This is a genomic window from Pseudomonas sp. KU26590, assembly GCF_026153515.1.
Taxonomy (GTDB): Bacteria; Pseudomonadota; Gammaproteobacteria; order Pseudomonadales; family Pseudomonadaceae; genus Aquipseudomonas.
Genome location: NZ_CP110644.1, coordinates 906,658 through 922,500, shown reverse-complemented (window position 1 = coordinate 922,500; position 15,843 = coordinate 906,658). Strand labels below are relative to the sequence as shown.

General features: G+C 59.5%; 16 protein-coding genes and 2 pseudogenes (1 of these 18 only partly in view). 10 read left to right on the top strand and 8 right to left on the bottom strand.

The window, feature by feature from the left end:
* The 3 genes and pseudogenes from OKW98_RS27415 to OKW98_RS04190 form a co-directional block, all read left to right on the top strand.
* Positions 1-215 (top strand): annotated as a pseudogene (locus OKW98_RS27415) (peptidase M23); its annotated part reaches 32 nt to the left of the window's first position; the annotation flags it as partial.
* Positions 216-289: 74 nt separating this feature from the next.
* Positions 290-1,402 (top strand): annotated as a pseudogene (locus OKW98_RS04195) (peptidoglycan DD-metalloendopeptidase family protein); the annotation flags it as partial.
* Between the two features lie 3 nt (positions 1,403-1,405).
* Positions 1,406-2,497 carry an anhydro-N-acetylmuramic acid kinase gene (locus OKW98_RS04190; RefSeq protein WP_265388098.1) on the top strand — a complete coding sequence of 364 codons (1,092 nt, stop codon included), beginning with the start codon at positions 1,406-1,408 and terminating at the stop codon, positions 2,495-2,497.
* A gap of 62 nt (positions 2,498-2,559) precedes the next feature.
* On the opposite strand, the gene erpA is transcribed toward OKW98_RS04190, so the two are convergent.
* Together erpA and argC are read right to left on the bottom strand one after the other, a co-directional pair.
* Positions 2,560-2,910, bottom strand: coding sequence for an iron-sulfur cluster insertion protein ErpA (erpA, locus tag OKW98_RS04185; protein WP_265388097.1), 351 nt, complete (start codon positions 2,908-2,910; stop codon positions 2,560-2,562).
* Between the two features lie 177 nt (positions 2,911-3,087).
* Positions 3,088-4,122, bottom strand: coding sequence for an N-acetyl-gamma-glutamyl-phosphate reductase (gene argC / locus OKW98_RS04180; RefSeq protein ID WP_265388096.1), 1,035 nt, complete (start codon positions 4,120-4,122; stop codon positions 3,088-3,090).
* 133 nt (positions 4,123-4,255) lie between these two features.
* On the opposite strand from argC, the gene hemJ reads away from it, so the two are divergent.
* The 5 genes from hemJ to coq7 all read left to right on the top strand — a co-directional run bounded on the left by hemJ (position 4,256) and on the right by coq7 (position 7,689).
* Positions 4,256-4,681 (top strand): protoporphyrinogen oxidase HemJ, encoded by a 426-nt coding sequence (gene hemJ, locus OKW98_RS04175; protein ID WP_265388095.1) that lies wholly within the window; start codon positions 4,256-4,258, stop codon positions 4,679-4,681.
* 44 nt (positions 4,682-4,725) lie between these two features.
* Positions 4,726-5,649, top strand: a complete 924-nt coding sequence (locus OKW98_RS04170; protein ID WP_265388094.1) for a DUF805 domain-containing protein — start codon at positions 4,726-4,728, stop codon at positions 5,647-5,649.
* Positions 5,650-5,704: 55 nt separating this feature from the next.
* Positions 5,705-6,490, top strand: a complete 786-nt coding sequence (locus tag OKW98_RS04165; RefSeq protein WP_265388093.1) for an SDR family NAD(P)-dependent oxidoreductase — start codon at positions 5,705-5,707, stop codon at positions 6,488-6,490.
* A gap of 86 nt (positions 6,491-6,576) precedes the next feature.
* Positions 6,577-6,915: a histidine triad nucleotide-binding protein gene (locus OKW98_RS04160; protein WP_065991361.1), complete on the top strand. Its 339-nt coding sequence runs from the start codon at positions 6,577-6,579 to the stop codon at positions 6,913-6,915.
* A 126-nt stretch (positions 6,916-7,041) separates the two neighbouring features.
* Positions 7,042-7,689, top strand: a complete 648-nt coding sequence (coq7, locus tag OKW98_RS04155; RefSeq protein WP_265388092.1) for a 2-polyprenyl-3-methyl-6-methoxy-1,4-benzoquinone monooxygenase — start codon at positions 7,042-7,044, stop codon at positions 7,687-7,689.
* A 105-nt stretch (positions 7,690-7,794) separates the two neighbouring features.
* Here the strand turns inward: coq7 and speD are convergent, their stop codons facing one another.
* A complete protein-coding gene (speD, locus tag OKW98_RS04150) occupies positions 7,795-8,589 on the bottom strand; it encodes an adenosylmethionine decarboxylase (protein ID WP_265388091.1) in 795 nt (264 codons plus the stop codon).
* A 235-nt stretch (positions 8,590-8,824) separates the two neighbouring features.
* The gene (locus tag OKW98_RS04145) at positions 8,825-9,247 is read right to left on the bottom strand and encodes an OsmC family protein (protein ID WP_037019202.1); all 423 of its coding nucleotides are present in this window, start codon (positions 9,245-9,247) and stop codon (positions 8,825-8,827) included.
* A gap of 205 nt (positions 9,248-9,452) precedes the next feature.
* Between OKW98_RS04145 and crp the strand changes: the two genes are divergently transcribed.
* Positions 9,453-10,097: a cAMP-activated global transcriptional regulator CRP gene (gene crp, locus OKW98_RS04140; RefSeq protein ID WP_265388090.1), complete on the top strand. Its 645-nt coding sequence runs from the start codon at positions 9,453-9,455 to the stop codon at positions 10,095-10,097.
* 26 nt (positions 10,098-10,123) lie between these two features.
* Here the strand turns inward: crp and OKW98_RS04135 are convergent, their stop codons facing one another.
* Genes OKW98_RS04135 through OKW98_RS04120 form a run of 4 tightly spaced genes read right to left on the bottom strand, consistent with a single transcriptional unit; the run spans position 10,124 to position 13,369 of the window.
* A complete protein-coding gene (locus tag OKW98_RS04135) occupies positions 10,124-10,819 on the bottom strand; it encodes a lipoate--protein ligase family protein (RefSeq protein WP_265388089.1) in 696 nt (231 codons plus the stop codon).
* Between the two features lie 49 nt (positions 10,820-10,868).
* On the bottom strand, positions 10,869-11,705 hold the full coding sequence (gene trpC, locus OKW98_RS04130) for an indole-3-glycerol phosphate synthase TrpC (protein WP_265388088.1): 837 nt from the start codon (positions 11,703-11,705) through the stop codon (positions 10,869-10,871).
* Positions 11,702-12,751, bottom strand: a complete 1,050-nt coding sequence (gene trpD, locus OKW98_RS04125) for an anthranilate phosphoribosyltransferase (RefSeq protein WP_265389644.1) — start codon at positions 12,749-12,751, stop codon at positions 11,702-11,704. The genes trpC and trpD overlap by 4 nt, the downstream gene beginning before the upstream one ends.
* 18 nt (positions 12,752-12,769) lie before the next feature.
* Positions 12,770-13,369, bottom strand: coding sequence for an aminodeoxychorismate/anthranilate synthase component II (locus OKW98_RS04120; RefSeq protein WP_265388087.1), 600 nt, complete (start codon positions 13,367-13,369; stop codon positions 12,770-12,772).
* A gap of 469 nt (positions 13,370-13,838) precedes the next feature.
* Between OKW98_RS04120 and estP the strand changes: the two genes are divergently transcribed.
* Entirely contained in the window at positions 13,839-15,779 is a 1,941-nt protein-coding gene (gene estP, locus OKW98_RS04115) for an esterase EstP (protein WP_265388086.1), read from the top strand.
* The last annotated feature ends 64 nt before the right edge of the window (positions 15,780-15,843 follow it).

Below are 15,843 nucleotides of genomic sequence, written 5' to 3'. Positions count from 1 at the left end.
TTATCCGAAGAGCCACCTGCTTGCAGCGAGCGGTATAGCCGCACTGCTTAGCCTGGCTCTCCTCGTATTCCCATCCAGCGACGTCGAAGCCAAACGAACAAACCTTGCTCTTGAACTGGACACACCCTCTGATCAGATCGAGCAAGAACAAGACGCTCAAGAACAGACTCAAGCCACAGAGGCGCCCGTAGATTCTCCTTTCGCCCAGATCGAAGGTGATGTGGCTGAGCCAGTTGAAACGGCGAAGACCGTCAACGACACCAAGCCACCGTCGAAAGAGGTTGCCACTGCCAAAGGCCCAACGCACCGGGAAATAGTCGTGTCGAAAGGCGATACGCTGTCGACGTTGTTCGAAAAAGTAGGGTTGCCTGCCACGGCAGTGCACGACGTTATCGCCAGCGACAAACAAGCCAAGCAGTTCAGCCAGTTGAAAAACGGCCAGGTTCTGCAGTTCGAGCTGTCGCCTGAAGGCAACCTCAAGCAGCTGCACAGCAAGCTTAGCGAGACAGAAAGTATCAGCCTGTCCCGGACAGACAAGGGCTACACGTTTACCCGTGACGTGAGCAAACCTAATGTTCGCACTGCCTATGTGCATGGCATGATCAACAACTCGCTGTCGCAATCCGCCCAGCGTGCAGGTCTTAGCCATACCATGACCATGGAGATGGCAAACATCTTCGGCTACGACGTCGACTTCACCCAGGATATTCGCAAGGGCGACGAATTCGATGTGATTTACGAGCAGAAGGTCGTCAACGGCAAGACGGTCAGTACCGGCAATATTCTTTCTGCGCGCTTCGTAAACCGCGGCAAGACTTACACCGCAGTGCGTTACACGAACAAGCAGGGCAACACCAACTATTACACCGCAGACGGCAACAGCATGCGTAAGGCATTCATCCGTACGCCGGTCGAATTCGCACGCATAAGCTCGCTGTTCTCATCCGGTCGCAAGCACCCGATCCTGAACAAGATTCGCGCCCATCAAGGCATCGACTACGCTGCACCTCGTGGCACGCCAATCAAGGCAACCGGTGATGGCAAAGTTATTCTTGCCGGTCGGCGCGGCGGTTACGGCAATACCGTGATCATTCAGCACGGCGAAACCTACCGGACGCTGTACGGCCACATGCAAGGGTTTGCCAAGGGCATTCAGTCCGGATCCAGCGTCAAGCAAGGTCAAGTCATTGGCTATATTGGAACCACTGGCCTGTCCACGGGTCCTCATGTTCATTACGAGTTCCAGGTAAATGGCGTTCATGTCGACCCGTTGGGGCAGAAGCTGCCGATGGCTGATCCGATCGCCAAGTCCGAAAAACAGCGGTTCATGCAGGAGAGCCAACCTTTGATGGCTCGCATGGACCAGGAAAAGGCCACCATGCTGGCCTCGAGTAAGCGCTGACCCATGACTTTATATGTAGGTGTAATGTCCGGAAGCAGTCTGGATGGACTCGACTTCGCGCTGGTAGAACAGGATGACCGACCACGTTTGCTCGGCACCTACTACATTCCCATGCCCGACGATCTTCGCGCCGAACTGCTGGGGCTCTGCGCCAGCGGCCCGGATGAGCTGGCACGTGCCGGCATCGCCGAGCAGAAATGGGTTCACCTCGCGGCTCAAGGCGTACTGGCCTTGCTGGATCAGCAGAAAGTCTCTGCCGGTGAAATCCGCGCAATCGGCAGTCATGGCCAGACAATCCGTCATGAACCGGCCCGAGGCTTTACCATTCAGATTGGCAACCCTGCCCTGCTCGCCGAGCTGACGGGCATCACCGTGGTCAGCGACTTCCGCAAGCGCGATATTGCTGCAGGTGGCCAGGGCGCACCGCTGGTTCCGGCATTTCACGAAGCGTTGTTCGACGATAACAAGGACTACCGCGCCGTGCTCAACGTCGGTGGTTTCAGCAACCTCAGCCTGATCGAGATCGACAAACCGGTTTCCGGCTTTGACTCGGGTCCAGGCAATGTACTGCTCGACGCCTGGATTCAGGCACAGCGCGGCGTGAGCTATGACCGCGATGGCGCATGGGGCGCGAGCGGAACAGTCAATGATGCGCTGCTCAAGTCAATGCTCAGTGATCAGTTCTTTCAGACAAAGGGTCCCAAGAGTACCGGCCGTGAGGTGTTCAACCTTGGCTGGGTTCACCACCATTTGTTCCAGATGCCAACGCTGAGGCCCGAAGATGTGCAGGCGACACTGCTGGAAGTCACCGCGCTGAGCATTACCGAGTCGCTGCAATCGGCACAGGCGCAGACCAAAGAACTGCTGGTCTGCGGCGGCGGCGCTCACAACAAGGCGTTAATGGATCGACTGGCGGCGCTGCTGCCGGCAACAAAGGTCACGAGCACGGCGGAATTCGGCGTTGATCCTGATTGGGTCGAAGCAATGGCGTTCGCCTGGCTTGCGCACTGTGCGCTGGAAAGCGTGCCCGCCAACCGTCCGAGCGTGACTGGGGCCAGAGGCTTGCGAGTTCTGGGCGCAATCTACCCGGCCTGATCGCAACGCTCGCCATGCAAAACGCCGCGCAAATGCGCGGCGTTTTTGTGTGTAGCGTTGGATCAGATCGAGAAGGAAGAGCCGCAGCCACAGGTAGTCGAGGCGTTAGGATTCTTGATCACGAAGCGAGAGCCTTCCAGACCCTCCTGATAATCCACTTCGGCACCTGCCAGGTATTGGAAGCTCATGGGGTCAACCACCAGGCTGACGCCCTCGCGCTCGACGATGGTGTCATCTTCGGCGACGTCTTCATCAAAGGTGAAGCCGTACTGGAAACCGGAACAACCGCCCCCGGTCACGAAGACGCGGAGCTTCAGGCGATCATTGCCCTCTTCATCGACCAGAGTTTTCACCTTGTGCGCGGCACCGTGGGTGAATTCCAAAGCCACAGGGGTAAAGGATTCAACGCTCATGCTCAAAATCTCCCGGCGCTAAGCCGTCATAATGCGTAATGACGCGCATTATCCGCTTCTCCTAGAAAAATGGTCAACTATTCTCACGCCAGCCAGAAGTCGCAGCGACAAGCTGCAAGAAACAGCCCGCTATCAGCAATCGAGTCACGACTTGCAGCTTGAAGCTTGAAGCTGCTGCTACGGCAACATCCCCGCATGGGACAGGCCCAGTCGTTCATCGAGGCCAAACATGATGTTCATGTTCTGGACAGCCTGGCCCGAAGCGCCTTTGACCAGGTTGTCGATGACCGATAGCACCACCACCAGATCGCCATCCTGCGGACGATGCACCGCCATGCGGCATACGTTAGCTCCGCGCACGCTGCGTGTTTCCGGATGGCTGCCTGCGGGCATTACGTCGACGAAAGGCTCGTTGGCATAGCGTTTCTCGAACAACGCCTGCAAATCCACCGACCTGTCGACGACGGTTGCGTACAACGTGGCGTGAATGCCACGAATCATCGGTGTCAGGTGCGGCACGAACGTCAGCCCGACATCGCCGCCTGCAGCACGACGCAGCCCTTGGCTGATTTCGGGAAGATGGCGATGCCCTTTCACGGCGTAGGCCTTGAAGCTCTCGCTGGTTTCGGAATACAGCGAGCCCACACTGGCGCCGCGACCTGCACCACTGACACCCGATTTGCAGTCGGCGATCAGGCGCGAGGAGTCAGCCAGGCCCGCTTCGAGCAGCGGAAGAAAACCCAACTGGGTCGCGGTTGGATAGCAACCCGGCACCGCAATCAGGCGTGCGCCCTTGATGTGCTCGCGATTGACTTCCGGCAGGCCGTAGACCGCTTCGTCGAGCAATTCCGGCGCGCCGTGGGGCTGGTTGTACCACTTTGCCCACTCAACCGGGTCTTGCAGACGGAAGTCAGCGGAGAGGTCGATAACCTTGGTGCCCGCGGCGAGTAACTCGCCCGCCAGCGCATGTGCAACACCGTGAGGCGTGGCGAAGAACACCACATCGCAGGCGCCGAGCACTTTGACGTCCGGCACGCTGAACGCCAGGCCGTCATAGTGACCGCGCAGGTTTGGATACATGTCAGCGACAGGCAGACCTGCCTCGGAGCGCGAGGTGATCGCAACCACTTCAGCCTCCGGGTGTTGCGCCAGCAGACGCAGCAACTCGACGCCGGTGTAACCCGTGCCGCCGACGATACCGACCTTGACCATAACCTGCCCCTTAACGAAACCAGTGGAAAGCCGCTGATCATATGGGTCGATTGCGTGAGGGACAACCGCGAACGTGACGTACGGGCGCCGAAGCCACTACTATTTGGCACCGTGTTCCTGGAAATAAACCAAAATGCTCTATCTCTGGATTAAAGCGCTGCATATCGTTGCGATGGTGTGCTGGTTCGCTGCCCTGTTCTATTTGCCGCGATTGTTCGTTTACCACGCCATGAGCGAAGACGCCGTAAGCCGCGAGCGTTTCTGCACCATGGAGCGCAAGTTGTACCGGGGCATCATGGTGCCCGCGATGATCGCCACACTGGTATTCGGTATCTGGCTGATCGTCCTCGCACCGGGCTTCCTGCAGCAAGGCTGGTTGCACGCCAAGCTCACATTGGTCGTATTGCTGATTGGTTACCATCATGTGTGCGGCGCGCAGGTCAAACGCTTCGCGCGGGGAGAACCAGGCCGCAGCCATGTGTTCTATCGCTGGTTCAACGAGGTACCCGTGTTGATCTTGCTGGCCGTGGTCATTCTGGTCGTCGTCAAACCGTTCTGACGCGCATTGCTCACATCGTATGAATTCAAGACAAGGAAGCCAACATGGCGGAGCACTTCAAGATCGTTTTCGAGGGACAGTTGCGAACAGGCGTAGCGCTGGAAACAGCACGCCTGAACCTGGCACAGCTGTTCAAGACCGACGTGTCCGGCGTTGACCGTCTCTTCACCGGTAACCCCGTGACCATCAAGCGCAGCCTGACGCGGGACGACGCGCAGCGTTATCTCGCGGCGTTGAACGAGGCAGGCGTCGAAGGCCGCATCGAGCCTGAAGAGCCAGTGTCACTGAGCCTTGATGAAGTGGTTGAGGTGGCTCCCCAGCGTCCGGTTTTCGATCCTGCGACATCCCCTTACGCACCTCCGCGAACGCCCGTCGCACACGACTGGCCAGCCGTCGGCGAGTTGAAGGTGTTTTCCATCCAGGGCCGGATTGGCCGTCTGCGCTATCTGGCGTGGAGCCTGGCGCTGGTGGGAGTCGCGATGCTGGTCGCCGTGCTGTGTGTCGGCATTCTCAGCGTTTCGCTAGTGGCGGGCGGACTGTTAGGGACCGTCGCGTTCGTCGCGTTTGTCGTCGTCAGTGTCCAGATCGGCGCCCAGCGCCTGCATGACGCCGGCATGTCTGCCTGGTTGCTGCTGCTGAATCTGGTGCCAGTGGTGGGCAGTTTCTTTCCGATCGTGATGATGGCCGTCCCCGGCAGCACGGGTCCTAACGAGTATGGTCCGCCGCCGCCCAGCAACACGCCGCGCGTCAAAGTCCTCGCGGTGACCTGGCTTGTCGTACTTGTGCTGGCGTTAGTGGCTGGGGTGATGGGTGGACTGAAAACCATCCAGGAAGAAGTTGAAGCCACCACCAGCGCATACGAGCAAGCGCTGCCTTACGACGATGACTCCAGTGACACGGAACAACCGACCGTTCCCGTTGATCCTGTCGATATTGGTGACTCGTCGGACAGCCGCGACGACCAATAACTATCTGGCAGCAAGGACGCTGTCTCAATACAAGCTGCAAACACCGGAGAATTGCATGACCCGTTACGCCATGGTCACAGGTGCATCCAGCGGTATTGGCCTGGCGATGGCAGAAGCCCTCGCCCGCAGGGGTCGCAACCTTATTCTGGTGGCCAGGCACCGGGAGATGCTCGAAAGCATCGCAATCGAGTTCACCCGACGCTTCGGTGTCGAGGTGCTGTTCCGCGCCTGCGATCTGGGTGAACCGCTGCGCCTCTCGGGCTTTCTGCTCGAACTCGAAGAAGGCTCGCGAAGCATCGATTTACTGGTCAACTGCGCCGGCATCGGCAACAGCGGGCCGTTTCTCGCTCAAGAGTGGGCGCAAGAGCAGGACCTGCTCGACCTTAATGTGCTCGCGTTGACGCGCCTCTGTCACACGGTTGGCAACCTGATGGCGGTGCAAGGCGGCGGCCAGATCCTCAACGTTGCGTCGATCATGGGCTTTCAGCCCGGTCCATGGATGAGCACCTACGCCGCGAGCAAAGCGTACGTACTGCAATTTTCCGAAGGGCTGCGCGAGGAGCTGCACAAAACCGGCGTGAAGATTTCGGTGTTGTGCCCCGGGCCGACGCGCACAGCGTTTTTCCGCACCGCACAGCTGGACGTCGGCAAGTTCACCCACGACAACCACATGACCGCCGAAGAGGTCGCGCTGTACACGGTTCGCGCGCTGGAAAAGAACCGTGCGGTGATCATCCCGGGTTGGCGTAACAGGCTACTGACGCGCCTGCCGCGCTTTGCCAGTCGCTGGATGACCCGAAAGCTCTGGGGCTCGATTCTCAAATCTCGTACGTCAGCCTGACGCGGCGCATCGCAACAAACGTCTGGGCGTGACCCAGGACGCTTAGTACACTGCCTTCATCCCCCTCGAAACGGAGCAAGAAGGCTGTGGATACTTTGTTCACCAAGATCATCAACCGGGAAATCCCGGCGAAGATCATCTACGAAGATGATCAAGTGCTGGCCTTTCACGACATCGCCCCACAGGCGCCTGTGCATTTTCTGGTTATCCCGAAGAAGCCGATCGCCACCCTTAACGACGTGACTGAAGACGATAAGGGCCTGCTGGGCCATATCCTGTTCACGGCTCAGCGGCTGGCGAAAGAGCTGGGTTGCGAGGACGGCTTCCGCGTGGTCATGAACACCAACGAGAAAGGCGGACAGACCGTCTATCACATCCACATGCACGTGCTGGGTCAACGCCAGATGAACTGGCCGCCGGGCTGAGTCAGCCCTGTAAAGCATGGTCTACCCGCCGGTCGTGCGCCTTTCGCCTCGGCGGGCTGACGCCGGACAAGCCCGGTTACACCGTTTGGGGTAGACTGACCGCCGTGGATTTACCCGGAGGCGCCCATGGCTACCGAACGTCACTACTCCCCTATCGACCGTTTTCTGCTTCAGGCCGACGCTGCGATGAAGACGCTGCTGCCCGTCAGCGCGCACGCACACCGTCCCTCGCCTGCCATTGTTCAACCCGATATCAAGATGAACGAGTCCGACACCCGACACGTCGCTGGTCTCATGCGCATCAACCACACTGGCGAAGTCTGCGCTCAGGCGTTGTATCAGGGACAGGCGCTCACCGCGAAACTGCCTCAGGTGCGCAAAGCAATGGAACATGCTGCCGAAGAAGAAATCGACCACTTGGTATGGTGCGAGCAACGCATTCATCAGTTGGGCAGCCACACGAGCGTGCTCAACCCGCTGTTCTACGGTGCTTCATTTGGTATCGGCGCAGTGGCTGGCTTAATCAGCGATCGAATCAGCCTGGGCTTCGTTGCCGCGACGGAAGATCAGGTGTGCAAACACTTGAATGAGCATCTGGAGCAATTGCCGGTCGAGGACGAGAAATCCCGGGCGATTCTCAAACAGATGTGCGCCGACGAGGAGCATCACGCAGAAAGCGCGCTCGAGGCAGGCGGATTCCGCTTCCCTGCACCGGTGAAATTCGGCATGAGCCTGATCGCCAAAGTCATGACCAAGACCGCCTACAGGATCTGATCGGATCTGCGGTCGGCCGGCTTCCATCAAGGAGCAGGGCTGCCACTAAAGGCTGGAAACAAAGAAGGCGCCTGAAGAGGCGCCTTTTTTTGTACGGCTGAAACCTTAGACCGGCATGTTGCGGCCGTAGAAGATTTCGAGCATTTCGTGCTTAACGCGGCCAGTGACCTGCTGGCGCTGCTCAGCGGAGAGATTGCTGGTGGCGTCGCCGAACAGGTAGTTGTCCAGCTCGAACTGCTTGAGCAGCATTTTGGTGTGGAACAGGTTTTCCTGATACACGTTCACGTCAGTCATCTGGTAGCTGTCGCGGGTGTCGTCGGAAAGGTAGTTCTGGATCGAGTTGATTTCGTGGTCGATGAAGTGCTTCTTGCCTTCGACGTCACGGGTGAAGCCGCGAACGCGATAGTCGACCGTCACGATGTCGGACTCGAACTTGTGGATCAGGTAATTCAGCGCTTTCAACGGTGAGATCACGCCGCAGGTCGACACGTCGATGTCCACACGGAAGGTGGCGATGCCGTCAACGGGGTGAATTTCAGGGTAGGTGTGAACCGTGATGTGGCTCTTGTCCAGGTGCGCGAGGATGGTTTCCGGCAGCGGACCCGGCGATTCTTCGATCTGGCTGTCGGTCGGCGTGACCGGCTGCTCCGAGATCAGAATGGTCACGCTGGCGCCTTGTGGATCGTAGTCCTGACGCGCGATGTTCAGGATGTTCGCGCCAATGATATCGACGACATCGGTGAGAATCCGCGTCAGGCGTTCGGCGTCGTACACACTGTTGATGTACTCGACGTAGGCCTGCTGGTCCTGCGGGGTTTCCGCATAGCAGATGTCATAGATGTTGAAGCTCAAGGTCTTGGTCAGGTTATTGAACCCGTGGAGCTTGAGTTTGCTTTTCACCGTTAAAAACTCTCTATATGGGTGCGGCGCTGGCCGCGTGATCAAGCATGCCCGTCAACTGAGCCCGGCTCAGCTGCGTAGGACGGTTAACACCTCTTCGCGTTGGCGATTTTGGTTGTCTGGTCGGAGGCGAGCCGGCTATCCGGCGGTCGCGCCCTGAAAAAGGGGCGCATTATGCAGACGTCAGAAGTCGCATGCCATAGCCTGCACCGCTTTTGTGAAAATTGAGCGTTGCTCAGCCCAGTTCGATGATCTCGTAATCGTGGGTGATTTCGACGCCCGCATTACCCAGCATAATCGACGCCGAGCAGTACTTCTCGGCCGACAGCTCGATCGCACGTTTGACCTGGGTCTCTTTCAGACCGCGTCCTTTGACCACGAAGTGCAGGTGGATCTTGGTGAACACCTTGGGGTCTTCGTTGGCGCGCTCGGCTTCCAGAAACGCCTCGCAGCTTTCGATAGGCTGACGGGCTTTCTTGAGGATGCTGACCACGTCGTAGTTGCTGCAGCCACCCAGGCCGATCAGCACCATTTCCATCGGGCGAACACCCAGGTTGCGACCGCCGCTTTCGGGCGGGCCATCCATCACGACCACATGGCCGCTGCCGGACTCACCGAGGAACATCGCCTCACCCGCCCATTGAATACGCGCCTTCATCACCGACTCCAATGCTTGAAAAATGGCAGCCAGCTTAGCACAGGGCCCTGGCGTCGCTGAGTGGACTGGACATGCCCGAAAACGACCGAAATGTAGGAAGTGTCTGAAAAAATGGCTAAATGCCCCTGTTGAACTGCGTCAAATCGGAAATACTGCCGATACCTCTAGGAATGCCTCAGGGCGCAGTTTTTTACGGGATATAGCCATGCTCGCGGTGCCGCCTCCGAACAAGATGAAAATCGCCGACAAACTGCTTCCCCATGCACAACGACGACGATGCCCGGCGAAGAGCAACATCCTCTGCGCAGGCGAAGAGTCGGACTCGCTGTACCTGATCATCAAGGGCTCGGTGACGATCCTGATCGAAGACAACGAAGGCCGCGAGATGATCGTGGCCTACCTCAATACCGGGGATTTCTTTGGCGAACTGGGGCTTTTTCAGCAGACGGCCGCCGGTTCCCAGCGCAGCGCCTGGGTGCGCGCCAAAACCGAATGTGAAGTGGCCGAGATCAGTTACGCCAAGTTCCGCGAACTCAGTCAGCATGATCCCGAGTTGATGTACGCCATCGGCGCGCAGATCGCCGAGCGGCTGCGCAATACCACGCGCAAAGTCGGCGATCTGGCCTTTCTGGACGTCACTGGCCGCGTGGCTCGCAGCCTGCTCGATCTGTGCAAGCAGCCTGACGCGATGACCCACCCCGACGGCATGCAGATCAAGATCACCCGCCAGGAGATTGGCCGTATCGTGGGGTGTTCGCGGGAGATGGTCGGGCGCGTGCTCAAGGCGCTGGAAGAGCAGAACCTGGTGCATGTCCGAGGCAAAACCATGGTTGTGTTCGGCACCCGGTAACGGCGTGACCAATGCCCGTAGCTGAATCAGATCCGGGCGAGCAGCCGTGTGTAGCGTTCGCTCAAGCGGCCCAGGAAATCCGGCGCCTCAAATAACTCATGCAAAGCGATGTGGCTCTCTGCTTTGCAGCGTTGATCCAGTTCGCATGTCTCATTGAAGCGATTGACCGCATTCACCATTTCGACGCGCTCGTCCTCCAGCAGCATCGCGGCATGGGCCAACACCACCGGCCGCTTGCCACCCTGACTCTGCCGCCAGCGCTGCGCGGTACCGACCATCTTGCGCCCGTTGAGGTTGACGTTGAAGCGGCCATCGCAGAAGGCACCTTCGACTTCTCCCAGGGATACAGCGCCGCCCAGCTCACCCAGCGCATCGAGAATCGGCTGACACAGGCGCATGTAAGCGTTTTCGATACGGTCGCGATCCAGATCGGTGTCCGGCTGGACATACACAAGCGCCACATTGACCGTCGAGGGCGATTGCGGCACGGGCTCGCCGCCACTTTCGCGCAGCAGCACAGGCCAGCCGCTGTCGGCGAGCGTCTCACTGGCTTCAGTGAAGCCGGAAAGACGGCTCAACCGGCGCGGCATGACCAACGCGCGATCGGTAGGCCGCCAGATCAGCAAGCCGCTGTCGGCGTGACCATCACACACCGACGTCAGCAGGTCTTGCTCGGCCTTCAGGCCGGCTTCAACGCAGGTTTCCAAGAGCTGAAGGGTCATACTGCCTCCTGACGCGAATGGCGATGGCTTTCTGGCCTACAACGGTAGATCAGTCCAAGCCGCCGGATTTGATCGCGGTGCCTTTCTCCGGGAAGAACAGTCGCTGCAATTCCACGCCCGGCTTCTCGGCGCGCATGAACGCCTCGCCTACCAGGAAGGAATAGACGTCGCTGATTTCCATGAGCTCAACGTCGGCACGGTGGAAAATGCCGCTTTCGGTGATAACCAGCCGATCACGCGGAATACGTGGCAGTAAGTCGAGGGTGGTTTCCAGGCTGACGTCAAACGTGTGCAGGTTGCGGTTGTTGACGCCCACCAGCGGAGTGTCGAGGGTCTTCAATGCCCGCTCCAGCTCGTCGCCATCGTGGACTTCAACCAGCACGTCGAGGCCGACTCCTTTAGCGACCGAAGCCAGCTCGGCCATCTTCACGTCGTCCAGCGCCGACACGATCAGCAGAATGCAATCGGCGCCCAATGCCCGCGCTTCGACAATCTGATACGGGTCGATCATGAAGTCTTTGCGGATCACTGGCAGCGAGCATGCGGCCCGGGCTTGCTTCAAGTACTCGTCAGCGCCTTGAAAGAAATCGACGTCGGTCAGCACAGAAAGACAGGTCGCCCCGCCCGTTTCGTAGCTCTTGGCGATGTCCGCCGGGTGGAAGTTTTCGCGGATCACGCCTTTGCTCGGCGAAGCCTTTTTGATTTCTGCAATGACGGCCGGCTGCTTGCGCTTGGCCTGGGCAATCATCGCTTTGGCGAACCCGCGCGGCGCATCGGCTGCTGCAGCCAGAGTCTCCAGTTCGGCCAGGCTGATACTGGCTCGACGCGCAGCAACTTCCTCAACCTTTCGGGCCAGAATCTTTTCCAAAACCGTCGGCACGCTCATTCTTCATTCTCCTGCTTGAATACCGCGGTAAAGGCACCCAGTTCTTCCAGCTTTTCGCGGGCCAGGCCCGTGTGCAGTGCATCGTGAGCCAAGTCCACACCTTCTTTCAATGATGAAGCATGGTCAGCCGCGTACAGCGCGGCGCCTGCGTTGAGGACGATCATTTCGGCGGCTTTCTGGCCGTGCTCGGATTTGCGCCGACCCAGCGCATCACGAATCAATTCCAGCGACTGCGCCGGACTGTCAACCACCAGTCCAAACAGGCTTTGGCTTTTCATGCCCAGATCTTCCGGTTGCACCCAGTATTCGGTCACTTCGCCGTTCTTGAGTTCCGCGACAAACGTCGGCGCGGCGATGCTGAATTCGTCCAGGCCATCCTGGGAGTGCACCACCAGCACGTGTTTGCTGCCCATGCGCAGCAGCACCTCGGCCAATGGCCGGCACAGCGCCTGGCTGAACACACCGACCACTTGATGCTTGACGCCCGCCGGGTTAGTCAGTGGGCCGAGCATGTTGAACAGGGTCCGCAGCCCCAGCTCCTTGCGTGGCCCGGCGGCGTGTTTCATCGCGCCATGATGGGTCTGCGCGAACATGAAGCCGATGCCGACGCTGTCAATGCAGCGCGCCACTTGCACCGGGGTCAGGCTCAGGTAAACCCCTGCCGCTTCCAGCAAATCGGCACTGCCACTCTTGCCGGAGACCGCGCGATTGCCGTGCTTGGCGACCGTGCACCCGGCCGCCGCAATCACGAAGGAGGCGGCAGTCGAGACGTTGAAGATGTTCGCGCCATCGCCACCGGTGCCGACGATGTCGACCACGCCGTCGAGGGTTTTGAGTTGGACCTGATCCGCCAGCTCGCGCATGACCGACACCGCGCCGACGATTTCGTCGATGCTTTCGCTCTTCATGCGCATGCCCATCAGGAAGGCGCCGATCTGCGCCTCCGTGCATTGGCCGGTCATGACCTCGCGCATGACGTCGCGCATTTCGTCGGTGCTCAGGTCCAGTTGGTTAACAACCCGGCCCAGCGCGGTTTTGATATCCATTGCCATGTTGAAGTGCCCTTAACCCTGACGGGTGCCGCCGGTCTGCTTGAGGAAGTTGGCGAACAGCTCGTGCCCCTGCTCGGAAAGAATCGACTCAGGGTGAAACTGCACACCTTCGACGTTCAGGGTCTTGTGGCGCAGGCCCATGATTTCATCGACCGCGCCGTCTTCGCTTTGGGTCCAGGCGGTCATTTCCAGGCAGTCCGGAAGTGTCTCGCGCTTGACCACCAGCGAGTGATAGCGGGTCACGGTCAGCGGATGCTTGAGGCCTTCGAACACGCCTTTGTCTTCGTGAATCAGCTCGCTGGTCTTGCCGTGCATGACCTGGCGCGCGCGCACCACATCACCGCCGAACGCCTGGCCAATCGACTGATGGCCCAGGCAGACGCCGAGCACGGGTAGCTTGCCGGCAAAATGCTTGATCACGTCAATGGACACGCCCGCTTCGTTCGGCGTGCAGGGGCCTGGGGAAACGACGATGCGCTCGGGGTTCAGGGCTTCGATTTCGGCGACGGTCATTTCGTCGTTGCGAATCACTTTGACGTCGGCACCCAGCTCGCCCAGGTACTGCACGACGTTGTAGGTGAAGGAGTCGTAGTTATCGATCATCAGCAGCATGGTGCTTAACCTTTTGAATTACTGACTTCTATGGTGGCCTTCCGTTTTCTGACCTCAGTTCCACGCAGAGGGGTCGCAGGAGGGTGTCCGGCGAGGCGCTGCAAAACCGAGGCATCAGAAGGCATATCAATAAAGATCCGGCGGGGCCGGCGGGGGATATAGTCAGGCGCGCCAACGCCAGCGGGCGTGGCCCTTGATAACGCGCATCAAGAAGCTGCTGACAATCGACACAGGAAAGGTCTCGTTCATACGTTGCCGCACAGTAGCGTACCGCCGCAGGGCGCGCAATATCGCAGTGCCCGGATGGCGCGGGCCAGCGGCCGATAGGCAGGATTTGAACCCGCAAGGTGCAGATCGCAGCAGGGAAGCCGGTACAGAATATTTGCCGTGAATGCCACAGCATCGTGGGTGATTTGTGTCGCGGCTGCTACCTTCTCGTACAGCACTGAAAACAATAAGGGATGCCCCCATGCTCAAAGCCACACTGCGCTGGCCGTTCGCGGCCTGCCTGCTCTCACTCGCCTGTTCCTCGGCCCTGGCCGCCTCTTTCCCCTATTCAACGATGATCGTGTTCGGCGACAGCCTCGCCGACGCCGGGCAGTTTCCCGATGCGGGTGGACCTCCAGGCGCCACCTTGCGCTTCACCAACCGCACCGGCCCGACGTACCTGAACGGCAACGGAGAGGCATTCGGCCTGAACTCGTCGACCTTGCTGGGCGGAAAGCTGGGCGTGGCGCCCGGGGATTTGCAGGCATCGACCTCCCCCGTTCGCGCCGCGCAAGGGTTGGCAGACGGCAACAATTGGGCCGTAGGCGGCGACCGGACAGATCAGATCCTCGCGGCGATCACCACCCAATCACAGATTGCCAACACCGACGCGTCGACGGGCGTCACGACGGTGTTCCGGACGCGGCCGGGCTATCTCGTTGAAAACAGCTCGCGGGCTGACCCGAACGCCCTTTACTACCTGACCGGGGGCGGCAATGACTTCCTTCAGGGCCGGGTGCTGAGTGCGGGACAGGCCGTCAACGCAGCGAACAACCTGGCCAACGGCGCACAAATCCTGTCCCAGGCCGGGGCGCGTTACATCATGGTCTGGCTGCTGCCGGACATCGGCAGCACACCTGCTGTATTCGGCACGCCATTGCAGGTGCCTTCGACGTTGCTGAGCGGGGTGTTCAACCAGCAGCTGGTCAATCGCCTGGGGCAAATCGATGCCGAGGTCATTCCGCTCAATGTGCCGGGACTCATACGTGACGTCCTGACCGATCCGGCGCGCTACGGGCTGGCGGCCGATCAAAACCTGGTCGGCACCTGTTTCAACGGCAACAACTGCACCGCCAACAGTGTTTACGGGATTGGCGGCCTGACGCCTGATCCGACCAAACTGCTGTTCAACGACGGCGTGCACCCGACCGTTGCGGGTCAGCGATTGATCGCCGATTACGGGTATTCGATTCTGTCCGCACCATGGGAAATTACCCTGCTGCCGGAAATGGCCAACGGTACTTTGCGCGCGCAGCAGGATGAACTGCGCAGTCAGTGGCTGGCGGACTGGGGCAACTGGCAGAACGTCGGTGAATGGCGCGCCATCGTCGCCGGTGGCGGTCAGAAAATGGATTTCGACGCGCAAAGCAATTCCGCCAGCGGCGACGGTCACGGCTACAACCTTACGGTGGGCGGCAGCTATCGCTTTGCTGAAGACTGGAGAGCCGGCCTGGTTGCGGGCGCTTACCGGCAAACCCTCGAAGCCGGGGCCAAGGATTCGGACTACACGCTCAACAGCTATATCGCCACCGCGTTCGTTCAATATCAGGCGCAACACTGGTGGGCAGACTTGGCAGCCTCGGGCGGAAAACTCGACTACGACAACCTCAAGCGCAAGTTCGCGCTGGGCATCAGCGAAGGCGCGGAGAAAGGCGACACTAACGGCGATCTGTGGGCGATCAGTGGCCGCGTGGGCTTCGATCTGGCCGAACAGAGCAGTCGCTGGCACTTCTCGCCGTTCATCAGCGCCGACTATTCTCACGTCAACGTCGATGGCTATTCGGAGGACAGTGCTCGCGCGACCGCGCTCGATTACGACGACCAGACGCGCAAGTCGAAGCGGTTAGGCGCGGGGCTGCAAGGCAAGTTCGACGTCACGCCGCAGACCCAGCTGTTTGGCGAAGTGGCCCATGAGCGTGAGTTCGATACCGATCAGCAGGATGTGACCATTGCGCTGAACAGTGTGCCAGGGGTGGACTTTGATCTGAAAGGCTATGACCCGCAGCGCAGTTTGAATCGCGCCAGTGTGGGCCTGAGCCAGAAGCTGGCGCCCGACATGACACTCCGTGCCGGCTATAACTGGCGCAAGAATGATGACGTGACGCAGCAAGGGGTGAATCTGGCGGTGAGTCTGGATTTCTGACGCGATAACCCAGTGGGATTTGTGGTCAGCATAAAAAACGGCGCCTAAGGCGCCGTTTTCATGT